Source organism: Streptomyces sp. NPDC002537, from assembly GCF_053594975.1.
The window spans coordinates 14,603-36,439 of the sequence record NZ_JBSFWT010000050.1; the positions used below are offsets into that span (position 1 = coordinate 14,603).

The following is a 21,837-nucleotide window of genomic DNA, read 5'->3' on the forward strand; positions in this document are numbered from 1 at the left end:
GGTCAGGAACCCGCCGGTACCCAGGCGTTGGGGCCGGCGGCGTTGTACCAGTAGCGACGGTCGTTGCCGAGCGCCGTGGTCCGGAACGGACGGCCGTGGTCGTCGATGACCGTGGTCTCCTGGCGGCCGCCGCTGGTCCAGGTCAGCTCCAGATACCAGCTGACGTCATGGCCGAGCGTGGAGGCGTCGATGTCCAGCACCTGGGGGTCGGTGGCGGACACCTTGTAGGGGAAGTCGGTGGTCGTCGTCGGCCGCTCGCCCTCCTTGCCGGGGACCGGCCGGGGGCGTGGCGTGGCGTCGTCGAGGTCGATCGCGAACGAGGCGGGCTCCAGCTCGCCGCCGCAGCCCGCGCCCATGGTGTAGCCGTTCCACGAGGGCGCCTTGCCGCTGCCGACCACGTGCACGTTCAGACCGTGCAGGACCACGGGGGTGTCGCCGGTGCCCTGCACGGTCACCTCCATCCGCAGGTGACCGGCGGGTACGGCGCGCAGCGCGCTCGCCCAGCCGTCGGTGGCGCCCCGGGCCGGGGGCGGCGGGACCTTGCCCGGCTCCTGCTCCAGGGCGAACCACTGGTCGCAGGGGCTGCCCCAGTTGTTGGCCAGGACGCTGACGGTGAAGGGAACGGCGGCGGAGCGGGGCGCCGGGGCGCCGGAGGAGGGGGCGCGGTCACCGTCCTGCCCGGCGGCCGAGGAGGCGGGTGTGGCACCGGGGGACGCGGAGGTGCGGGGAACGCGGACGCCCGAGGGTGACGGCGAGCGAGGGGCGACGATGCCGGCGGCCGCGCCCGCGTCCACGTCCGCCGAGAGGGGCTGCTCCGCCGGCGCCGACGCCGTTGCCGACACCGTTCCGTGCCGCGCGCCGGACGATCCGGTGGTGTGCGCGCCACCGCCGAGCGTCGTCACGGCCACGGCCGTGCCCGCCGCCATGGCCACGGCGACGCCCGCCGCGACCGCGACCAGCCGACGGCGTCGGCCACCGGACCGGGTGGATACGCGGGCGGGCTCCGCCTCCGGCGTCGAAGGGACGACGTCCGGGTCCGTCACGTCCGTCGTGTCTGTTGCGTCCGGCAGGGCCACCGGGGGCTCCGGCGCCCCCGCCTCGCCCGCCCCCGCCCCCGCCTCATCCGCGACCGCCTCGCCCGCGCCCTCGCGCGGGACCGCCGTACGCGCCGGTCTCCCGGCCGCCGCACCGCCGCCGCCCGCCGACTCCCGGCGGCGTTCGGCCAGGGCCACGATCCACTGCCGGTGCAGGGCCACCAACTCGTCGGTGGACGCTCCGCAGACCTTGGCGAACCGCTCCACGGGCGCGTAGTCCGTGGGCACGGTCTGGCCGCTGCAGTAGCGGTGCAGGGACGAGTCGCTGGCGTGCAGCCGTTTGGCGAGGGCGCCGTAACTCCGCCCGGAACGCTCCTTCAGTTCACGCATCAGCTCCGCGAACCGCTCGGTCTCCGTACCCATCCCACCCTCACCCTCATCCCGGAACGCCGTCCCAGGCCCGGCAGTTTCCCCAGGTGAGAGGGGTAAGAAGCGTCCCATGGTTCCCACTTGCCGGCCGGAAGGACAACTGGGACGGAAAAGGCCGCACAGTTGGCCTGGCCAGCCGGTCAGCCCCCGGGCCGACCGGATTCCCGGCCCTGTGTGCACCGCTCTCAACGGAGGAAGAACCATGTCCAAGACCCGCACCCGCACCCTGTTCCCGGGCCTCGCCCTGGCCCTCGGCACCGCCGCCCTCATCGGCGGCGCCGGCACGGCCTCGGCCGCCACCGCCGGCACCCACGCCGACAGCGACAGCTACGCCTACAGCCACGCATGCTCCAAGGACCAGCTGTCGGTGCAGGTGCACCGCTTCTCGGAGGACTCCAGCCAGCGGCTGATCGAGGTGCGCAACCTCGGCGGGAACTCCTGCGGCCTCTCCTACTACCCGCTGGTCAGCATCGGCGACCCGAACGCCGCCGATCACAGCAACGACATCAAGCCCCTGATCCCCGGCGGCCTCGGCGGTCCGCCCGCCTACGCGCTCCACGCCGGGCAGGCCGCCTATGCGGCCATCGACCTCGACCCCACCGGCAAGGCCGGGGCCACGGTCCCCCGGGGCGCCGAGCTGAACGTCCTGGCCCACAGCGACATGCCCGACGCCGACACGCTCAACTTCCCGCTCGGCTCCAACGCGCGGGTGCTGACCCCGAAGCTGGGCCTGTACGAGGACAACCTCAAGGACGCGATCTCCTCGATGAACCAGGCGACCGTGCAGTCCTGACCCTGGAACGGGCTGAGGGGCGCCCCGGAACATCCGGGGCGCCCCTCAGCCTCTTGTCGGCTCGATCCCTTACTGGGCCGCCGCGGCGTCCGCCGCCTGGGCCTTCAGGGCCCGCTCGACGCCCGCCCGCGACTCCGTGACCAGGCGCCGCAGCGCGGCGTTCGGCTCGGCGGAGGCCAGCCACGCGTCCGTGGCGTCCAGCGTCTCCCGCGAGACCAGCAGGGCCGGGTAGAGACCCACCGCGATCTGCTGGGCGATCTCGTGGCTGCGGCTCGCCCAGATGTCCTTGACCACCGCGAAGTACTTCTCGCTGTACGACGCGAGCAGCTCCCGCTGGTCGGCCTGGACGAAGCCGCCGATGACCGCGTCCTGCACCGCGTTGGGCAGCTTGTCGGACTCCACGACCGCCGCCCACGCCTCGGCCTTGGCCTCCGCCGTGGGCCGCGCGGCACGCGCCGCCGCGGCGCGCTGCTCACCCGCCGAGGTCTTGTCGCGCTCCAGCTCCGCCGCGATCGCCTTCTCGTCGGCACGGCCGGTCGCGGCCAGCCGCTCCAGCAGCGACCAGCGCAGGTCGGTGTCGACGGCCAGGCCCTCGACCGTCTCCGTGCCGTCCAGCAGGCCCTGCAGCAGGTCGAGCTGGTCCGCCGTACGGGCGGTGGCCGCGAACGTCCGCGCCCACGCCAGCTGGTGGTCGCTGCCCGGCTCGGCGGCCCGCAGCTGCTCCAGCGCCGTCTCCGTCCACGTGGTCAGACCCGTCCCGCGCCACTCCGGCGCCGCGTACAGGTCCAGGGCCAGCTTCGTCTGGCGCTGCAGCGACTGGACGACGCCGATGTCCGACTCCTTGGTGACGCCCGACAGCACCAGCGACAGGTAGTCGCGCGTGGCCAGCTCGCCGTCGCGCGTCATGTCCCAGGCGGACGCCCAGCACAGCGCGCGCGGCAGGGACTCCACGAAGTCGCCCAGGTGCGCGGTGACGACCCGCAGGGACTCCTCGTCCAGCCGCACCTTCGCGTACGACAGGTCGTCGTCGTTGAGCAGCACGACGGCCGGGCGCTTGCGGCCCACCAGCGTCTCCACCGGCGTCAGCTCACCGTCGACGTCCAGCTCCAGCCGGTCCGTGCGGACCAGCTTGCCGCCCTCCAGCTCGTACAGGCCGACCGCGATGCGGTGCGGGCGGAGAGTCGGCTCGCCCTTGGCGCCGGCGGGCAGCGCGGGGGCCTCCTGCTTGATGGCGAAGGAGGTGATCGTGCCGTCCCCGTCGACCGCGATCTCCGGACGCAGGACGTTGATCCCGGCCGTCTCCAGCCACGCCTTCGACCAGGTCTTCAGATCCCGGCCGGAGGTCTTCTCCAGCGCGCCCAGCAGGTCCGACAGGCGGGTGTTGCCGAACGCGTGCGCCTTGAAGTACGCCTGCACGCCCGTGAAGAACTCCTCCTGGCCCACGTACGCCACGAGCTGCTTGAGCACGGACGCGCCCTTGGCGTAGGTGATGCCGTCGAAGTTGACGAGCACGTCGTCCAGGTCGCGGATCTCCGCCATGATCGGGTGCGTCGAGGGCAGCTGGTCCTGCCGGTACGCCCAGGTCTTCATGGAGTTGGCGAACGTCGTCCACGCGTGCGGCCACTTCGAGCCCGGCGCGTCCGCCTGGCAGGCGACGGAGGTGTACGTGGCGAACGACTCGTTCAGCCACAGGTCGTTCCACCACTCCATGGTGACCAGGTCGCCGAACCACATGTGGGCCAGCTCGTGGAGGATCGTCTCCGCCCGGCCCTCGTACGCCGCGTCCGTGGTCTTCGAACGGAACACGTACTGGTCGCGGATGGTGACCGCGCCCGCGTTCTCCATCGCGCCCGCGTTGAACTCCGGCACGAACAGCTGGTCGTACTTGGCGAAGGGGTATTCGTAGTCGAACTTCTCCTGGAACCAGTCGAAGCCCTGCCGCGTCACCTCGAAGATCGCGTCCGCGTCCAGGAACTCCGCGAGCGACGGACGGCAGTAGATGCCCAGCGGGATGCTGCGCCCGTCCTTCTCGTACGAGCTGTGCACGCTGTGGTACGGGCCCGCGATGAGCGCCGTGATGTACGTGGAGATCCGCGGCGTCGGCTCGAAGCGCCAGACGTTGTCGGCCGGACGCTCCGGCGTCGGCGAGTTGGAGATCACGGTCCAGCCCGCGGGGGCCTTCACGGTGAACCGGAACGTCGCCTTCAGGTCGGGCTGTTCGAACGAGGCGAAGACCCGGCGGGCATCCGGCACCTCGAACTGCGTGTACAGATAGGCCTGTTCGTCGACCGGGTCGACGAACCGGTGCAGGCCCTCACCGGTGTTGGTGTACGCGCAGTCCGCGACGACCTTCAGCTCGTTGCGCCCCGCCAGCAGGCCCGGCAGCGCGATCCGGCTGTCCTCGAACACCTCGGCGGCGTCCAGCGCCGTCCCGTTCAGCACGACCTCGCGCACGGACGGCGCCACCAGGTCGATGAACGTCTCCGCCCCTGCCTCCGCCGTGTCGAACCGCACCAACGTCTCGGAGCGGTACGTGCCTCCCTCTTGCGCACCCGAGAGGTCGAGCTCGATCTCGTACGAGTCGACAGTGAGCAGCTGAGCCCGCCGCTGCGCCTCTTCGCGGGTCAGGTTCGTTCCAGGCACCTGGGCATCTCCTTGACATCGTGACCTTTCCGGCCATCCTTCCATGCTCTTCTGCCTCTGCGAATGGCTACGCTGACAGCGGAGACGGGCGGGGGATCGAGGTGCGGCGGCCTCGTATAACCCGCGGTCTCGGCGGTGAAACGGTTCGCTCTGAGCCCGGCCACCCGATCGTGGCTATCGTGGGTGCGATGCCGGTCGCCGTCCGTAAGCCTTGGGGCCGAAAGGAGGCGCCGTGACGACCCTGGTGGATCACGACATTGCCGAGGACCTCATGCGAGGCAAACCCGATCACGCACTGCTGCGCTTTCTGGACACGCTCCCCGAGCTCGATCCGCTCAAGATCGAGCTCATCGACGGAAAGATTGTCATGCAGGCATCGGCGGCACCGCTCCACAACATCATCGTGGCCTGGCTTGCCAGGCAGTTCCTGGAAGGTGGCTGGGCGGCACTTCCGGAACAGGGGCTCATCTCGGAGGTCGGGGACTTCGAGCCCAAGCCCGATCTCACCGTCACTCCGGTCGAGGAGCTGGCGGACAACCGCAATCCGTACCCCGCCGACCGCGTCGACCTGGTCGTCGAAGTCGTCTCCACGGACAAGAACAGCGACTACGTCAAGAAGTGCAGCTGGTACGCCATGAGCAAGATCTCGCAGTACCTCCTCATCGATCCCTTCGACGGCGTCTGCGAGCTGCATTCCCGGCCGCAGGGTGCTGCATACCGCACGGTCGACACATACGAGTTCGGTGAGCCGGTCAAGCTGCTCGAACCGTTTTCTTTCGCCGTTGACACGTCCAGGTTCAAGTTGTATCCGCACGGGCGGTAGCCAAGGCCGATGCCGGTAGGGCCGGGCACCCACTGGGTGCCCGGCCCTACCGGTGTGTACGCGCTCGCGTCAGCCGCGCAGCTCCGCCGCGACCAGTTCCGCGATCTGGACGGCGTTGAGGGCCGCGCCCTTGCGGAGGTTGTCGTTGGAGAGAAAGAGGGCGAGGCCGTGCTCGACGGTCTCGTCGGTGCGGATGCGGCCCACGTACGAGGCGTCCTTGCCCGCGGCCTGGAGCGGGGTGGGGATCTCGGAGAGCTCGACGCCGGGGGCCTCCGCGAGCAGCTCGTAGGCGCGCTCGACGCCGATGGGACGCTCGAAGCGGGCGTTGATCTGGAGGGAGTGGCCGGAGAAGACCGGGACCCGGACGCAGGTGCCGGAGACCTTGAGCTCCGGGATGCCCAGGATCTTGCGGGACTCGTTGCGGAGCTTCTGCTCCTCGTCCGTCTCGAAGCTGCCGTCGTCGACGATGCTGCCGGCCATGGGCAGCACGTTGAAGGCGATGGGGCGCTTGTAGACGCCCGGCTCCGGGAACTCGACGGCGTCCCCGTCGTGCGTCAGCCCGGTCGCCCGGTCGGCGACCTTGCGGATCTGGCCGTCCAGCTCCGCCACGCCGGCGAGGCCCGAGCCGGAGACGGCCTGGTAGGTGGTGGCGACCAGCGCGGTCAGCCCGGCCTCGGCGTGCAGCGGGCGCAGCACCGGCATGGCGGCCATGGTCGTGCAGTTCGGGTTGGCGATGATGCCCTTGGGGCGGTTCCGGGCGGCCTCCGGGTTGACCTCGGAGACGACGAGCGGGACCTCGGGGTCCATCCGCCAGGCGGAGGAGTTGTCGATCACGACGGGGCCCTGCCCGGCGACCTTCTCCGCGAGCGCGCGGGAGGTGGCGCCACCGGCGGAGAAGAGCACGATGTCCAGGCCGGAGTAGTCGGCGGTGGCGGCGTCCTCGACCGTGATCTCGGTGCCCTGCCAGGTGAGCGTGGACCCGGCGGACCGCGCGGAGGCGAACAGGCGCAGCTCGGCGACGGGGAAGGCCCGCTCCGCGAGGATCTTGCGCATGACTCCGCCGACCTGGCCGGTGGCTCCGACGATTCCGATCCTCACGGGGGCTCCCTACTCACGTGCCGTACATATGTTCTATGACGGCCGACCTGGCTCGACGGTTCCATCATGCGGGAGGACCCGCCCCAAAAGTCCAATCCATATGTCCGAGGAACGGACACCACGGACGTCCCGCCGCCGCCCGCCCGTGTCAGCGGCCTTCGAGCTCCGCCCGGATGGTGTCGCCGTGGTACCAGGGGTTGCCGGCGGCCTCGGAGATCAGGTTGCGCGAGGCGGTGTCGCGGTGGCGGCCGAGGTCCAGGGTCAGGTACTGGATCAGCTCCAGGGCGGTGAAGTACTTCCGCATGAAGGTCGGCTCGGTCAGCGGGATCTCGGTGACCTCGATGTTCCTGTTCTGCGGAAGATCACTGGTCAGCAGGGAGACCAGGTTCCGCATCTTCCGCTTGGTGTACTCGTCGTCCTCGTCGTCGGTCAGGATCAGCAGGCTGTGCTTGCGGGTGGGGTCGGAGAGGGTGGCGACCTCGCTGTGGCAGAACTCGTGGAAGTAGTTCCGGGCGGCGGGGACCATCGCGATCTCGTTGAGGTGCATCTTGGCCAGCTTCAGCAGGCTCTCGTGCCACTTGGGGGACGCCACCATGATGACGTTGGCGTCCTGGCTGCGGCGGGCGCCGGTGCGGGCCAGCTCGCGGTGGGCGGCGGTGAAGTCGGTGGCCAGGTGGTCGGGGAGCGCGGCCACCTCGGCGTCGAAGTCCTGGGAGATCAGCCCCAGCCGGAAGAACATGTTCAGCAGGATCGCGAAGTACTGGCCCACGTGGAACAGCGGGTACTCGCGGTCCGGCTCGCTCAGCTGCCAGCGCGCGATGGACACTCCGTGCGCCTTGCCCAGCTCGCCCAGCTTGCCGCCCGAGGTCAGCAGCAGCACCCGGTCGTGGGCGTGCGCGAGACGGTGGAAGACGTGCACCGGCTCGGTGGAGCGGCCGCTGTAGGAGCTGAGGACGACCAGCGTCCGCTCGTCCTCGACGAGGGACTCGGGGACCAGGTAGCGGAAGTCGTAGTCGTTGAAGACGTGGAACTCCAGCTCCGTGTCGATGGAGGTGAAGAACGCGCGCACGACGTCGGAGACGATCGCGGAGCAGCCCATGCCGGTGAAGACGACGCGCTTGAAGTATCCGTTCTTCATCCGGTCCCGCAGGGCCGGGGTGATCTCGGATATCGAGTACTCCTCGGGCTTGCGGAAGCCGCCCCGGTACTGGGTGGTCAGAAACTCCTCGTATCGGTCGATACGCGACTGCATGGGGGATTCCCTTTCGGTTGGGCGGGGGTACGCGGGGGGGCTGTCGGTCCGGCGCGGTCACCACATGAACTGGCCGCCGTCGATGATGAACTTCTGGCCGGTGATGTACGTGGCCTTCTCGCTCACCAGGAACTCCAGGGCGTCGGCCATCTCCTCCGGGCTGCCGATGCGGCCCTGCGGGATCTCGGCGAGCAGCGCGTCGCGGAACTCCGGTTCGGCCGTGCGGTAGCGCGTGTTCATCTCCTCGGTGTCGATCATCCCGGGGATGAGCGAGTTCACCCGGATCGTGGGCGCCAGTTCCAGCGCCAGGCACTTGGTGAGATGCAGCAGACCGGCCTTGCTGGCGCAGTAGTTGGCGCCGTTCGGCCGGGGGCGGATGCCGGTGGTGGCGGCGACGTTGACGATCGAACCGCCGCCCGCCGCGAGCATGGCCGGGGCCAGCGCCCGGGTGAGGTAGAAGGGGCCGGACAGGTTCGCCTCGATGACCTGGCTCCAGTCCGAGGGCGTCAGCTCCAGGAAGGGGCGGTCGATGTTGCGCCCCGCGTTGTTGACGAGCACCTGCGGGGTGCCGTGCCCGGAGAGCAGCAGCTCCGTCGTGCGGGCGACGTCGGCGGGGTCCGACACGTCGGAGCGCAGCGCGGTAAAGCCGTCGCCGAGTTCCTTCGTCGCGGCGGCCGCCGACTCCTGGTCGCCGCGGTACAGGGCGACGACGGAGAAGCCCGTCGCCACCAGCCGCCGGCTGAGGCTCAGCCCGATCCCCTTGGTTCCCCCGGTGACCACGGCAAGGCGTTCCTGCATTGCATCTCCCTCGTGCTGCCGGCACTTCGCGCACCACACTTCACGGCGCCCGGCCGGGTATCCAGAACGTCGGCATGCTGGTATTCCGAGTGCCATGTCCTGGGCGAAGGCGCCCACCGTGCCGCGCACTTCGGGGGTGGCCGGATCTCGGCCCCGAATCATTCCGTATGCACCATTGTTCGCCCGAGGAAGCGGACGAGACTCCTCCGGCTCCCCTTCACGGAGCGTCAAATAAACGCGGTTTCAGGACAGTTGACGCCCGCCGAGGGGCTTCCTCTGCTCTCAGCGAACGGGTCGCGGACCGATCCTCCCCCTGGTGAAGGGCGTGTTAGCTTCGCCGTATGTGAGGGTGGGGTGGCCGACGTCCGCTCCGCCGACCGAACGCCACGCAAGCCCTGGGTCGGGGCACCCCGGGCCTCGCAAGGATGAGGAGTCTTGAGAATGGGCACTCAGCAGTTCCCGCACCAATCCCAGCCGTTGATGCCTTACATGTCGGACGGCGGCGCGCCTTTCGGGGACGCGGTCTACAACCGTCTTCTCAATGACCGCATCATTTTCCTCGGCAAGGAAGTCGACGACGAGATCGCGAACCGGATCACGGCCCAGATGCTGATGCTGGCCGCCGACCCGACCCGGGACATTTACCTGTACATCCACTCGCCGGGCGGCTCCGTGCACGCCGGTATGGCGGTGTACGACACGATGCAGTACATCAAGAACGACGTCGTGACCATCGCGATGGGATTCTGTGCCTCCATGGGGCAGTTCCTGCTCACCGCCGGCACCAAGGGCAAGCGCTTCGCCCTGCCGCACACCAAGATCCTCATGCACCAGCCCTCGGCCGGACTCGCCGGTTCCGCCTCGGACATCAAGATCTACGCCGAGCAGCTGATCCGCACCAAGCGGGAGATGGCCGAACTCATCGCGCACCACTCCGGCCAGACCACCGAGGTGATCACCCGGGACTCCGACCGCGACCGCTGGTTCACCGCCCAGGAGGCCAAGGAGTACGGCCTGATCGACGAGGTCATGGGATCGACGGTGGACATGCCCGGCGAGGGCGTCGCCCCCAGCTAGTCCCGTCGGCCCCGGCCCCGCCGGCCCCGTCGTCGGCGGCAGTGCCACCCACCCCACTCGGAGGACCGCGCGCAGTGAGCCCGTCCATACCCTTCACCGCAACCGCCTCGTCCGGACACCGCGCCCTGCGCCCGGAGAGCCGCTATGTCGTTCCGCGCTTCGTGGAACGCACGTCCCAGGGCACCCGGGAGTACGACCCGTACGCCAAGCTCTTCGAGGAGCGCGTCATCTTCCTCGGGCACGAGGTCGACGACGTGGTGGCCAACGACATCATGGCCCAGCTGCTGTGCCTGGAGTCCCTGGACCCGGACCGGGACATCTCCATCTACGTCAACTCGCCCGGCGGCTCGTTCACGGCGCTCACCGCCGTCTACGACACCATGCAGTTCGTCAGGCCCGACATCCAGACCGTCTGTCTGGGCCAGGCCGGTTCGGTGGCCTCGGTGATCCTCGCCGCCGGCACCCCCGGCAAGCGGATGGCCCTGCCCAACGCCCGCATCCTCATCCAGCAGCCCTACAGCCAGGGCCGCCAGGGGCAGGTCTCCGACCTGGAGATCCAGGCCCAGGAGGTCCAGCGCCAGCGGGACCAGCTGGAGGACATGCTCGCCAAGCACACCGGCCGGGACCGCGACCGGATCCGTGAGGACATCGAGCGGGACAACATCCTCACCGCCGAACAGGCCCTGGAATTCGGCCTGGTCGACCATGTGGTCAGCCCGCGCGTGCTCGCGCACAGCGGCTGACGCACCACCTGTACGGGTGTGGGGCCGGGGGAGATCCCCCGGCCCCACACCCGTACGCCCACGCAGGCGGCATCTCAGCTCCGTCCGGACCGTTCCGGCAGGTGGTAGACGACCTCCATCGAGGGGTGCGCCCCGTCGGCGAGCGTGACCAGCCGCATGGGGACCGTGCCCCGCCGCGCGTGCCGCAGCCTGCGGTACTGCGGGTCGCTGTTGACCACGCGGTACTCGTTCCACCAGGTGCGGAACTGGCAGCTGGCCTGCTGGAGTTCGTCGACCATCTCGCTGACGCAGCTGTGGCCGGGGAAGCTGGCCGAGACCGCGCGCAGCCTGCCGACCTGGTCCCGCGCGTCGCGCCGCCAGTCGGCGAAGCGCTCCTGCGCCTCGGGCGAGGTGAACAGCCACCACAGCAGATTTCTGCGGTCCTGCGGAATGAGCCCGAAGTCGGTGTACCACTCGGCGGCGGCCTCGTTCCACCCCAGGATGTCGCCCACCTTGTTGACCACGTAGGCGGGATTCGGGCTCAGCGAGTCCGCCACCTGCTGCAGTGCCACCTCGGTCGGCGGGTGCCGCCGCTCGACGCGCTGCGGAAAGGTGCGGCTGTGCACCAGCCTGCGAATGTAATCCCGTTCATGGTCCGCCAGGTTGAGCGCGCCGGCCAGGCTGTCGAGCACCTTGAAGGACGGGGAGACATCTCTGCCCTGTTCCAGGAGCGTGTACCAGGTGGGGCTCAGCCCGGCGAGAATGGCCACCTCTTCCCGGCGCAGTCCCGGAGTCCGCCGCCGGGGCCCTTTCGGGAGGCCGACATCACCCGGGGTGAGCTTTTCCCGCCGTGCGCGCAGGAATTGGGCGAGCTCCTGCCTGCTGACTTGGTTGTCGGGTAAAACCACGCTCTGCGTCAATATCTTCTCCCGATACAGACTTCCGGCGCATCGACCGCCCAGCGGTGTCGTCCGAGGCCACACGTTGCTGAACCTCGGGCAGCTTAATGCAACGCATGGCCGATGAAATGAGATCGAGATCAAGGTTTGCGGCAACTCGGCCACGGGCAGCGGCCGTTGCCCCGGGCATTTTCGGCCGGAGCGAGCGCCGCGCGAGCGCCCGCCGTCCGGCGGCACGGTGGGCGCCGCCGCCCCCGCGCCCGCCCCCGCGCCCGTCCCCGCGCCCGTCCCCGCGCCCGTCCCCGCGCCCGTCCCGTGCTCAGCCCAGTACTGCGAGTACAAGGATTCCCGCGTTCTGGATGAGCGGGGCCCCCGAGGCGAAGATCGGCCCGGATCAAGCAGACCTGTGCGAGGGGACCATCATCCTGTGAATGCCATGGCGCGTACTCCACTGACGGCGTATCAGCGGGACGTCTGGGCGGCCCACGCGAACTTCCCCCACAACCCGCAGTTCAACTGCCAGATCCACGACCGCTTCGAGGGCGCCGCCGACCTGGAGCTGCTGGCGGACTGCCTGCGCCGCGCCGCCGCCGCGAGCGACGCCTTCCGGCTGCGCTTCGGCGAACACGAGGGCACCCCCCACCAGTGGCTCGGCGAGGCCCCCGAGGTGCGCACCGTCGACCTGCGGGCCGAGGCCGACCCGGCGGCCGCCTGCCGCCGCTGGATCCACGACTCCTTCGACCGGCCCATCGACCTGCGCGGCCACCGCACCTCCGGCCTGACGCTGCTCCGCGAGTCCGACACGGTGGTGTACGCGCACGTCAAGGCCCACCACATCGTCGCCGACGCCTGGGGCCTGAACCTCTTCATGAGCCGCGTCCGCGCCGACTACGCGCACACCCTGCGCACCGGCACACCCCTGGTCGAACAGGCCCCGCAGTACCTCGACTTCGTCACCGACGAACAGGCCTACCGGACCTCGCCCGCGCACCGGGAGGACCGTGAGTCCTTCCGCGCGGCCATGGCCGGCGCCACCCCCGAGTTCTTCCCCCGCAAGGAGGCCAGCGGCACCCGCCGCAGCGCCCGCCACAGCTTCTCGATCGAGCGCGCCCTGATCGACCGCGTCCGCGAGCGCGGCGAGTCGGTCTTCGCCTTCGTGTCGGCCGCCTTCGCCGTCCACCTCTCGCGCGTCCTGCGCACCGAGGAGGTCGTCCTCGGCGTACCGCTGCTCAACCGGCCCACCGACGCGCAGAAGGCCACGGTCGGCCACTTCGCCAACACCCTGCCGCTGCGCGCCCGCCCGGACGCGGACGGCTCCATGACCGAGCTGGTGGCGCGCATCCGTACGGCCACCCGCGCCCTCAAGCCCCGCGAGCGCCTCGCCCTGGGCGACCTGCTGCGCGAACTCCCCCTGCACAGCAGCGACGGCCCGCGCCGCCTGTTCGACGTGACCATCGCCCACCTGCGCTGGCCGGCCCCGCTGGAGATACCCGGCCTGACGTACCGGACCGTGGTGCAGGCACGCGCCCACGACACCGACGCGCTGGCCGTCGTCGTCAACGAGCTCGACGACGTCAGCGACGTCCTGGTCGACATGGACTACGGCTGCGACATCTTCGACGAGGACTTCCCCGTCGAGGCGGTGGGCCGTCATGTGAAGGCCCTGATCGAGCGCACCCTCGACGCCCCCGACCGGCCGCTCGCCGAGATCTCCATGCTCGGCACCGCCGAGCGCGACCACCTGGTGCACGAGGTCAACGACACCGCCCGCGCCTACCGGGACGAGGCGACGGTCCACGGCCTGTTCGAGGAGCAGGCCGCCCGCACCCCGGACCGCGTCGCCGTCGTCGCCGACGCGAGCGGCGAGTCCCTCACCTTCGCCGAACTGGACGGACGGGCCAACCGGATCGCACGGGTGCTGCGGGAGCGCGGCGTACGGCCCGGCGAGCGGGTCGCGGTGCTGATGGAGCGCGGGCCGTGGCTGCCGGCCGCGATCCTGGGCGTACTGAAGTCGGGCGGCGCCTACACCCCCGTCGACCCCGGCTACCCGGCCGACCGCATCGCCTTCCTCGTCGAGGACAGCGGCGCCAGGGCCGTCCTGGCGGACCGGGAGACCACCGGACTCCCGCACGGCGTACCCGTCCTGGACGTCCACCACCTGCCCGAGGCGTCCGGAGCGCCGCTGGAGCCCGCCGCGACCTCCCACGACCCGGCCTACGTCATCTACACCTCGGGCTCCACCGGCAGGCCCAAGGGCGCCGTCGTCGAGCACCACTCGGTGGTCAACCGCCTGGCGTGGATGCAGCACAGCTACCCCATCGGCGAGGGCGACGTCCTGCTGCAGAAGACGCCGATCTCCTTCGACGTCTCGGTGTGGGAGCTGTTCTGGTGGGCCTTCGAGGGCGGACAGCTCGCCCTGCTGCCGCCGGGCGGCGAGAAGGACCCGAGGGAGATGCTGCGGACCGTCGCCCGCCGCCGGGTCAGCGTCCTGCACTTCGTGCCCTCGATGTTCGCCGGCTTCCTCGACCTGCTGGAGGACGCCCCCGAACTGCGCGCCGACGCCGCCTCGCTGCGCCTCGTCTTCTGCAGCGGGGAGGCGCTCCCGCCCGCCCTGGTGGACCGCTTCAACCGGCTCTTCGCCCCGGACGCCGCCGGCGCCGAACCGCCCCGCCTCGTCAACCTCTACGGCCCCACCGAGGCCACCGTCGACGTCTCCTTCCTCGACTGCCCCGCCGACCCGGACCGCCCGGTGGGCCGGGTGCCGATCGGCCGCCCGATCGACAACACCCGCCTGTACGTGCTCGACCGCGACGGCGCCCCGCAGCCCGTGGGCGCCCCGGGCGAGCTGTGCATCGCGGGCGCCGGCGTCGCGCGCGGCTACCTCGGCCGGCCCGAGCTCACCGCGGAGAAGTTCACCGAGGACCCCTTCGCCCCCGGCGGCGGCCGCATGTACCGCACCGGCGACCTGGTGCGCCGACTGGCCGACGGCACGCTCGAATACCTCGGCCGCATCGACGGCCAGGTCAAGATCCGCGGCAACCGCGTCGAACCGGGCGAGGTGCGGGACCGGCTGGCCACCGCTCCCGGCGTCCGCGCCGCCGCCGTCACCGACCACCACGGCGCCGACCGGGGCACCTTCCTCGTCGGCTACTACACCGCCGACGCGGACCTGGACGTGCCCGCGCTGCGCGCCCACCTGGCCGCCACCCTGCCCGAGTACATGATCCCCGCCTACTTCCAGCGTCTGGAGAGCATCCCGCTCACCCCCAACGGGAAGACCGACCGGCGCGCCCTCCCGGCCCCCGAACTGTCGGCCGCCGCCTACGAGGAGCCGCGCGACGCCGTCGAGACGGCGCTCGCCGAGATCTGGTCGGAGGTCCTCGGCGCGGAGCGCGTCGGCATCCGGCAGAACTACTACGCCCTCGGCGGCGACTCCATCCTGATGCTGCGCATCCGGGCCCTGGCCGAACGCCGGGGCATCCACTTCGACCTCGCCGACCTGGTCCGCAACCCCACCGTCGCCGGGCTGGCCGAACACACGGGCACCGCCCGCCCCGAGGAGGACGGGACCGCGCTCGCGCCCTTCGCGCTCGTCCCGGCCGTCGACCGGCCCCGGCTGACCGGCCTGGCCGACGCCTACCCCGCGACCCGGCTCCAGCTCGGGCTGCTCTACCACAGCCGCGAGCACGAGGGGACGGCCGTCTACCACGACGTCTTCCGCTACTCCCTGGAACTCCCGTGGGACGAGACGGCCCTGCGCACCGCCTTCGCCCGCCTCGCCGAACGCCACCCCGTGCTCCGCTCCGGCTTCGCCCTGGCCGGCTTCTCCGAGCCGCTGCAGACCGTCCACCCCACGGTGGCGGGCGGCCTGGAGACCGCCGACCTGCGCGGCCTCGACCCCGCAGCCGCCGAGGAGCGGATCGAGCGGCACATCCAGGAACGGCGCCACCACCGCTACGACTTCGACAACCCGCCGCTCTACCTCTTCCGGGCGCACGCCCTGCCGGACTCGGTGGAGCTCGTCCTCAGCTTCCACCACGCCATCCTCGACGGCTGGAGCGTGGCCACCCTCGTCCGCGAACTGCTCCAGGACTACCTCCACGAGACGGGCCGGCCCGTCGAGCCCGTACCCGGCGGGCCGGTGCCCTCCGCCGCGCACTACGTCCTCGACGAGCGGCGCGCCCTGCGCTCGGAGGCCGCCAAGGGCTTCTGGCAGCACAAGCTCGCCGGGGCCGAACCCGTCCAGCTCGACGGCTTCCGCCCGTACGGGCCCCCGGCCGCCGAGGGCGTCTTCGCCCACCACGTGGAGCTGCCGGACGGGCTGGGCGACGCGCTGCGCCGCCTGACCCGCGAGCGCGAAGTCCCCGTCAAGTCCGTACTGTTCGCCGCCCACGTCCTGCTGCTGCGGCTCTTCGGCGGCACCGACGACGTGGTCACCGGCCTGGTCATGCACGGCCGCCCGGAGCGGGCCGGCTCCGAACGCGTCACCGGCCTCTTCCTGGGCACCACCCCCCTCCGCGTCGGACCCGGCCCGCGCACCTGGCTGGACGTCGTGCGCGAGGCACACCTCCAGGAGCAGCAGGCCCACCCGCACCGGCACTACCCGCTCAGCGCCATCCAGGAGGACCGGGGCGGCGACACCGTCGTCGACACCGCCTTCAACTACGTCCACCTGCGGGTCCTGACCGAGCTGCTGAAGTCCACCGGCGTCGGGCTGCGGGACTTCCGCACCTACGAGGAGACCAACTTCCGGCTCCTGGTCAACGCCGTCGTCGACCCCGCCGACGAGCGGATCTGGCTGCGCATGGACCACGACGGCCGCGTCTTCACCCGCGCCCAGGCCGACTTCCTCGGCCGCACCTACCTCGCGCTGCTGAGCCGCATCGTCGAACGGCCCGACGAGGCCGTGGACTTCGGCTTCCTCGCCCAGGCCCCCGCCCCCGCCGTACGCACCGGCCCGCTGCCCGACGACGTCGTACGTCGCTTCGACGTCCACGCCGAGCGCACCCCCGACGCCGTCGCCGTCGCCTTCGGGGACCGCCGCTGGACCTACCGCGAGCTGCGCGGGAACGCCGACAGGATCGCGCGCCGGCTGCTGCGCCTGGGCGCCGGGCCCGGGGCGCGCGTCGGCCTGGCGATGGACCGCTCGCCCGAGACGATCGCCGCCGTGCTGGGCGTCGCCAAGGCGGGCGCGGCCTGCGTACCGATGGACGTGACCTACCCCGAGGACCGGCTCGCGCTGATGACCGCCCGCGCCGAGCCCTTCCGCGTGATCGCCCACGAGCGGCACGCGCGCCTGTTCCCCGGCGCCGAGGTGCTCCTGCTCGACGACGCGCTGGCCCCCGACGAGAGCCCTGAACCTGTCGCGCTGCCCGCGATCACCGGCGAGACGGTCGCGTACATCCTGTTCACCTCCGGCTCCACCGGCGAGCCCAAGGGCGTCGTCCTGCCGCACCGGACCCTGGCCAACTACATGGAGTGGCAGATCCCGGCGGCCAGCGGCGCGGCGGGCGGCAAGACCCTGCAGTTCGCCCCGCTGAGCTTCGACGTCTCCTTCCAGGAGATCTTCTCCACGCTGTGCGGCGGCGGCACCCTGCAACTGGTCGGCGAGGGCGAGCGGCGCGACATGCCCGCCCTGCTGCGGCTGCTGGACCGCGAGGAGGTCGAACGGGTCTTCCTGCCGTACGTCGCCCTGCAACAGCTCGCCGAGGCGTCCGAGGCCCTGGGCATCCGCCCGTCCCGGCTGCGCGTGATCGTCTCCTCCGGCGAACAGCTGAGGGTCACCGACGAGATCCGCCGCTTCTGCGCCGCCCTGCCCGGCACCGTCCTGGAGAACCAGTACGGGCCCACCGAGACCCACCTGCTCACCCGCCACACCATGACCGGCGACCCGGCGCTCTTCCCCGCCCTGCCGCCCATCGGCACCCCCTTCGAGGGCATCGAACTCCACCTGCTCGACGCCGGCCTGCGGCCCGTGCCGCGCGGCGCCAAGGGCGTGGTCCACATCAGCGGCGTCTGCCTGGCCCACGGCTACCTCGGGCGCCCCGACCTGACCGAGGAACGCTTCGTCCCCAGCCCCTTCGGCGCACCGGGGAGCCGCCTCTACCGCACCGGGGACCTCGCCCGCGAACTGCCCGGCGGCGAGCTGGTCTGGCTGGGCCGGGAGGACTCGCAGGTCAAGGTGCGCGGCTACCGGGTGGAGCTCGCCGAGGTCGAACTGGCCCTGACCAAGCTGGCCGAGGAGTACCCGGGCATCCGCGAGGTCGCGGTCGTGGCCCGGCGCCGGCCCGGCGCCGACGCCTTCCTCGCGGCCTTCCTGGCCGGCGAGCCGGACTCGGCACCCCTGGACGACCTGGCCGCCGGGCTGCGGGGCATCCTGCCCGACTACATGGTGCCCTCGCACTACGAGTGGCTGCCCGCGATGCCCCTGACCCCCAGCGGCAAACGGGACGACGGCCTGCTGCGCCGCTCGGCCCTCAGCTCCCGGGCCGCCGCCGGCCGCGTACCCCCGCGCGACGCCTACGAACGCGCCCTGGCCGGGCTGCTGTGCGAGCTGCTGCAGCTTCCCGAGGTCGGCGCGCACGACGACTTCTTCGCGCTCGGCGGCACCTCGCTGACCGCGATGCGGCTCGTCGTGACGATCGAGAAGCTCTACGGCGTCAACATCCCGCTGTCGGCCCTCGTCGGCACCCCCACCGTGGCGGGCCTCGCCGGACGGCTGCGCGAGCGCGGGGCGGACGCGGCCTTCGACCCCGTCGTACCGATCCGCACCCGGGGCTCCCGGCCGCCGCTCTTCCTGGTCCACCCGCTGGGCGGCAACGTGCTGTGCTACCTGCGGCTGGCCGAACACCTCCCCGAGGACCAGCCGGTGTACGCCCTCCAGGCCGCGGGCACCCACCCGGGCACCGAGCCGTCCGACTCCATCCCCGAGATCGCCGCCCGCTACCTCGACGCGATGCGCCGGGTACGGCCCGAGGGCCCGTACGCCATCGGCGGCTGGTCCTTCGGCGGCTTCATCGCCTTCGAGATGGCCCGGCAGCTGCGGCAGGGCAGCCCCGAGGACGTCGAGCGCCTCGTGCTGATCGACCCCATCGCCGTGGCCGAGGGCGAGCGGCCCAGCGTCACCGACGACTCGCTGCTGGAATGGTTCTTCTGGGAGCTGCTGTGGATGGAGCGCGGCGGCACCGCCCCCGTGGAGTCCATCCCCGAAGACCTGCCCGCGGAGGGCAAGTTCGACTTCGTGGTGGAGCGGGCCGTGGCGGCCGGGATCCTGCCGTCGGACAGCACACGGTCGTCCGTCCGCCGCCTCTTCGCGATGTTCAAGGCGCACTGGCACGCGCTGCTGACCTACCGGCCGGAGCGGGACGGCCGCCCCGAACAGGACCTGGTGCTGCTCCGGGCCACCTCCCCGCTGCCCGAGGTCCTGCAGCCCATGCACGGCGCGGCCAGCAGCCTGCACGAGGACCCCTCCAACGGCTGGGAGGCACTCACCCGCGGCCGCGTCGAGGTCGTCGACGTCCCCGGCGACCACCTCGTGCTCCTGGAGGAGCCCCACGTGGCCGGTGTCGCGCAGCAGGTCCTGCGGGCGCTCGGACAGCGGCCGTGAACAGGCCCGCGGCGCACCGGGCCGCGGCGGACAAGCTTCTTCGGACGACGGAAACGGATGGCACAGTGACCAGCAACCGGCCGTACAAGGCCATCGTCATCGGCGCGGGCATCGGCGGACTGACCGCCGCCGCCACCCTGCGCCGGGTCGGCATGGACGTCGAGGTCCACGAGCGGGCGCGCGAACTGCGCCCGGCGGGCACCGCGCTGTCCGTCATGTGCAACGCCATCACGGCGCTGCGCACCATCGGCATCGACCTCGGCCCCGAACTCGACAAGCGCGGGCGGGCGTTCCGCACCCTGAACTTCCTCACCCGGGACGGACAGCACATCCGGGACATGCCCTTCGGGGGGATCGCCGACCGCTTCGACGCCGTCAACTACGCCGTGCACCGCGCCGATCTCCAGCAGGCGCTGCTGGAGGTGGCCGGCGCGGACTGCCCCGTGCACCTGGACTCGACCGTCACCGGCTTCGAGGTCGAAGGGCGCGGGGTGACGGTGGAGTTCGCGGACGGGCGCACCGCGCACGGCGACGTGCTCATCGGCGCCGACGGCTTCCACTCCGCCGTGCGCCGCCAGCTCGCCGGCCCCGAGCGGCCCCGCGAACCGGGGTACGTGTGCTGGCTGTCGACGGTGCCGTTCGAGCACCCGCGCTTCACCGAGGCCTTCGCGGCCCACTACTGGGCCCCCGGACAGCGCTTCGGGCTCGCCGACATCGGCCACGGCCGCGCCTACTGGTGGGGCACGAAGAACATGCCGCCCGAGGCCGCCCGCGACTGGCGCGGCGGCAAGGAGGAGATCGCCGCCGCCTTCGCGGGCTGGGCCGACGAGGTCCGGGCCGTGATCCGGGCCACCCCCGAGGACACCATCGTCACCGTCCCGGCCCAGGACCGGCCGTTCCTGGAGCGCTGGGGCTACGGCCCGGTGACGCTGCTCGGCGACGCGGCGCACCCCATGCTGACCGCACTCGGGCAGGGCGCCGCCATGGCCATCGAGGACGCCGTGGCCCTGGCCGAGAGCCTGGCCGGGGCCCAGGACCTGCCCCGGGCCCTGCGGGACTACGAGACCCGCCGCCGCCCCCGCACCCGCCAGATGGTCCAGGCCTCGTACAGCCTCAGCCGCATCGAGCAGTTGCAGAACCCGGTGGCCGCCCGCCTGCGCGAGCTGTACTTCCGCCTGGCACCCGCCGCGGTCTTCGACAAGCAGAACTCGTCGGTGCTCACCTACCGGCCGGTCGCGGTCTCATGACGGCGCACCGGGCACCGCGGGCGCCGCTGCCGGCCGCTGCGCCCACGGGGGTGGTGCGGCGGCCGCTCGGCCCCCTGGAACGCTGGTACTGGATCGCCGACCAGATCTCGCCGCTCAACGTCACCGCCCGCGCCCGGGTCACGGGCCGCGCGCCGGAGGGGACATGGCGGCGGGCACTGGACGCCCTGCAGGCCCGGCACCCGCTGCTGCGGGTCGCCATCACGTGCGACGAGGACGGCCGCGACCCCGCCTTCGTGCCCGTCGAGGGCAGGCCCGTCCCGCTGCGGAGGGTGCCGGACGCCGGGAGCGACCCGGCCGCCGGCACCCGCTGGGAGCACGAGCTCAACGACCGTGAGCTGGTGGAGTCCGTCGACTGGCGCACCGGCCCGCTCGCGCGTGCCGTCGTCGTGAGCGGCGGCGACGGGCACGGCCCCGACGGCGCCTGGCACGACCTCGTCCTGACCCTGCCGCACTGCGTCGCCGACGGCACCACCGTGCTCTCGCTGATCAGGGAGTGGATCGAACTGGCCGCCGGCACCGGACCCGCCACGGAAGGCACCCGGCCCGTGCTGCCCCCGGTCGACGCGCTCCTCCCGCCCCGGCACCGGGGCGCGGCCGGCGAGCCGCTGATGCGCGAGCAGGAGGCCGCGGACCAGGCCCTGATGAGCCGCCTGCGCCCAGGACGGGTGGAGCCGACGGAATTCGTCCCCTTCGGGAAGCGGCGCACCCGCCTGGTGCACCGGTCGCTCGACCCCGGACAGCTCGACGCCCTCGTACGGGCCTGCCGCCGCGAGGACACCACGGTGCACGGCGCGCTGGCCGCCGCGCTGGTGGCCGCCGTGGCCCGCGACGCGGCCACCGAGGGCCCGCGGCCCTTCGCGATCGGCTCGCCCGTCGACTTCCGCGCCGGGCTCCGCCCGCCGCTCTCGCCCCGCGACATCGGCTCGTACGTGGCCACGGTGCCCACGGTGGTGGAACACCGGCCCGGCGAGGGGCTGTGGCCCATGGCGCGCGCGGTCATCGCGGACCTGACCCGGCGCCGGGGACGCGAGGAGCACTTCCGCGCCGTCAACCTCTTCGGCCGGTACTGCCCCGCGAACGTCGCCGAGAGCGCCGCGATGCTGCGGTTCATGGACGAGGAGGGCCCGATCAACCTCTGCCTGTCCAACGTCGGCAGGACCGGCTTCCCCGACGCCGTCGGACCCTGGCGCGTCTCGGACGCCCAGTTCGTCGCGGGCCTGTCGGTCAGCGCCCAGCTCGTCGCGACGGTCAACACCAACCACGGCCGGCTGTTCTGGAACTTCACCCACGTCGAGGACGCCCTGCCGCGCGAGCGCGCCGACCGCCTCGTCGACGACTGCGTGTCCACCCTGCTGGCCGCCGTCCGCCCGGCCGCCCCACGCACCCTCTGAGATC

At 71.9% G+C, this 21,837-nt stretch carries 13 protein-coding genes; 7 read left to right on the plus strand and 6 right to left on the minus strand.

Annotation, left to right across the window (positions count from 1 at the left end; translation table 11 throughout):
* Positions 1 to 2 precede the first annotated feature (2 nt).
* On the minus strand, positions 3 to 1,457 hold the full coding sequence (locus ACWD4A_RS22075) for a helix-turn-helix domain-containing protein (protein ID WP_451196348.1): 1,455 nt from the start codon (positions 1,455 to 1,457) through the stop codon (positions 3 to 5).
* A 208-nt stretch (positions 1,458 to 1,665) separates the two neighbouring features.
* On the opposite strand from ACWD4A_RS22075, the gene ACWD4A_RS22080 reads away from it, so the two are divergent.
* Complete coding sequence (locus ACWD4A_RS22080) at positions 1,666 to 2,256, plus strand: DUF4232 domain-containing protein (protein WP_451196351.1); 591 nt, start codon at positions 1,666 to 1,668, stop codon at positions 2,254 to 2,256.
* A 69-nt stretch (positions 2,257 to 2,325) separates the two neighbouring features.
* Here ACWD4A_RS22080 and pepN read toward each other — a convergent pair whose 3' ends face one another.
* Positions 2,326 to 4,899, minus strand: a complete 2,574-nt coding sequence (gene pepN / locus ACWD4A_RS22085) for an aminopeptidase N (protein WP_451196353.1) — start codon at positions 4,897 to 4,899, stop codon at positions 2,326 to 2,328.
* 232 nt (positions 4,900 to 5,131) lie between these two features.
* Here pepN and ACWD4A_RS22090 point away from each other — a divergent pair, with 232 nt between their 5' ends.
* Positions 5,132 to 5,722: a Uma2 family endonuclease gene (locus ACWD4A_RS22090; protein WP_451196355.1), complete on the plus strand. Its 591-nt coding sequence runs from the start codon at positions 5,132 to 5,134 to the stop codon at positions 5,720 to 5,722.
* Positions 5,723 to 5,791: 69 nt separating this feature from the next.
* Here ACWD4A_RS22090 and ACWD4A_RS22095 read toward each other — a convergent pair whose 3' ends face one another.
* The 3 genes from ACWD4A_RS22095 to ACWD4A_RS22105 all read right to left on the minus strand — a co-directional run bounded on the left by ACWD4A_RS22095 (position 5,792) and on the right by ACWD4A_RS22105 (position 8,870).
* Positions 5,792 to 6,820, minus strand: coding sequence for an aspartate-semialdehyde dehydrogenase (locus ACWD4A_RS22095; protein WP_451196358.1), 1,029 nt, complete (start codon positions 6,818 to 6,820; stop codon positions 5,792 to 5,794).
* Between the two features lie 148 nt (positions 6,821 to 6,968).
* A complete protein-coding gene (locus ACWD4A_RS22100; RefSeq protein WP_451196360.1) occupies positions 6,969 to 8,072 on the minus strand; it encodes an SIS domain-containing protein in 1,104 nt (367 codons plus the stop codon).
* A gap of 57 nt (positions 8,073 to 8,129) precedes the next feature.
* Positions 8,130 to 8,870, minus strand: coding sequence for an SDR family NAD(P)-dependent oxidoreductase (locus ACWD4A_RS22105; RefSeq protein ID WP_451196362.1), 741 nt, complete (start codon positions 8,868 to 8,870; stop codon positions 8,130 to 8,132).
* 480 nt (positions 8,871 to 9,350) lie between these two features.
* Between ACWD4A_RS22105 and ACWD4A_RS22110 the strand changes: the two genes are divergently transcribed.
* Together ACWD4A_RS22110 and ACWD4A_RS22115 are read left to right on the plus strand one after the other, a co-directional pair.
* Positions 9,351 to 9,947, plus strand: a complete 597-nt coding sequence (locus tag ACWD4A_RS22110) for an ATP-dependent Clp protease proteolytic subunit (RefSeq protein WP_451196404.1) — start codon at positions 9,351 to 9,353, stop codon at positions 9,945 to 9,947.
* 74 nt (positions 9,948 to 10,021) lie between these two features.
* Positions 10,022 to 10,690 carry an ATP-dependent Clp protease proteolytic subunit gene (locus ACWD4A_RS22115; protein ID WP_451196364.1) on the plus strand — a complete coding sequence of 223 codons (669 nt, stop codon included), beginning with the start codon at positions 10,022 to 10,024 and terminating at the stop codon, positions 10,688 to 10,690.
* Between the two features lie 74 nt (positions 10,691 to 10,764).
* Here ACWD4A_RS22115 and ACWD4A_RS22120 read toward each other — a convergent pair whose 3' ends face one another.
* Positions 10,765 to 11,805: a helix-turn-helix transcriptional regulator gene (locus tag ACWD4A_RS22120; protein WP_451196406.1), complete on the minus strand. Its 1,041-nt coding sequence runs from the start codon at positions 11,803 to 11,805 to the stop codon at positions 10,765 to 10,767.
* Positions 11,806 to 12,004: 199 nt separating this feature from the next.
* On the opposite strand from ACWD4A_RS22120, the gene ACWD4A_RS22125 reads away from it, so the two are divergent.
* From ACWD4A_RS22125 to ACWD4A_RS22135, 3 genes are all read left to right on the plus strand, one after another.
* Complete coding sequence (locus ACWD4A_RS22125) at positions 12,005 to 19,174, plus strand: amino acid adenylation domain-containing protein (protein WP_451196366.1); 7,170 nt, start codon at positions 12,005 to 12,007, stop codon at positions 19,172 to 19,174.
* Positions 19,175 to 19,239: 65 nt separating this feature from the next.
* Positions 19,240 to 20,421, plus strand: coding sequence for an FAD-dependent monooxygenase (locus tag ACWD4A_RS22130; protein ID WP_451196368.1), 1,182 nt, complete (start codon positions 19,240 to 19,242; stop codon positions 20,419 to 20,421).
* On the plus strand, positions 20,418 to 21,833 hold the full coding sequence (locus tag ACWD4A_RS22135; RefSeq protein WP_451196370.1) for a phthiocerol/phthiodiolone dimycocerosyl transferase family protein: 1,416 nt from the start codon (positions 20,418 to 20,420) through the stop codon (positions 21,831 to 21,833). Before ACWD4A_RS22130 ends, ACWD4A_RS22135 begins: the two co-directional genes overlap by 4 nt.
* Positions 21,834 to 21,837: the final 4 nt, after the last annotated feature.

Coding starts and splice junctions, on each gene's coding strand:
- ACWD4A_RS22075 (WP_451196348.1), bottom strand. CDS start 1,457: ATGGGTACGGAGACCGAGCGGTTCGCGGAGCTGATGCGTGAACTGAAG.
- ACWD4A_RS22080 (WP_451196351.1), top strand. CDS start 1,666: ATGTCCAAGACCCGCACCCGCACCCTGTTCCCGGGCCTCGCCCTGGCC.
- ACWD4A_RS22100 (WP_451196360.1), bottom strand. CDS start 8,072: ATGCAGTCGCGTATCGACCGATACGAGGAGTTTCTGACCACCCAGTAC.
- ACWD4A_RS22105 (WP_451196362.1), bottom strand. CDS start 8,870: ATGCAGGAACGCCTTGCCGTGGTCACCGGGGGAACCAAGGGGATCGGG.
- ACWD4A_RS22110 (WP_451196404.1), top strand. CDS start 9,351: ATGCCTTACATGTCGGACGGCGGCGCGCCTTTCGGGGACGCGGTCTAC.
- ACWD4A_RS22125 (WP_451196366.1), top strand. CDS start 12,005: ATGGCGCGTACTCCACTGACGGCGTATCAGCGGGACGTCTGGGCGGCC.
- ACWD4A_RS22135 (WP_451196370.1), top strand. CDS start 20,418: ATGACGGCGCACCGGGCACCGCGGGCGCCGCTGCCGGCCGCTGCGCCC.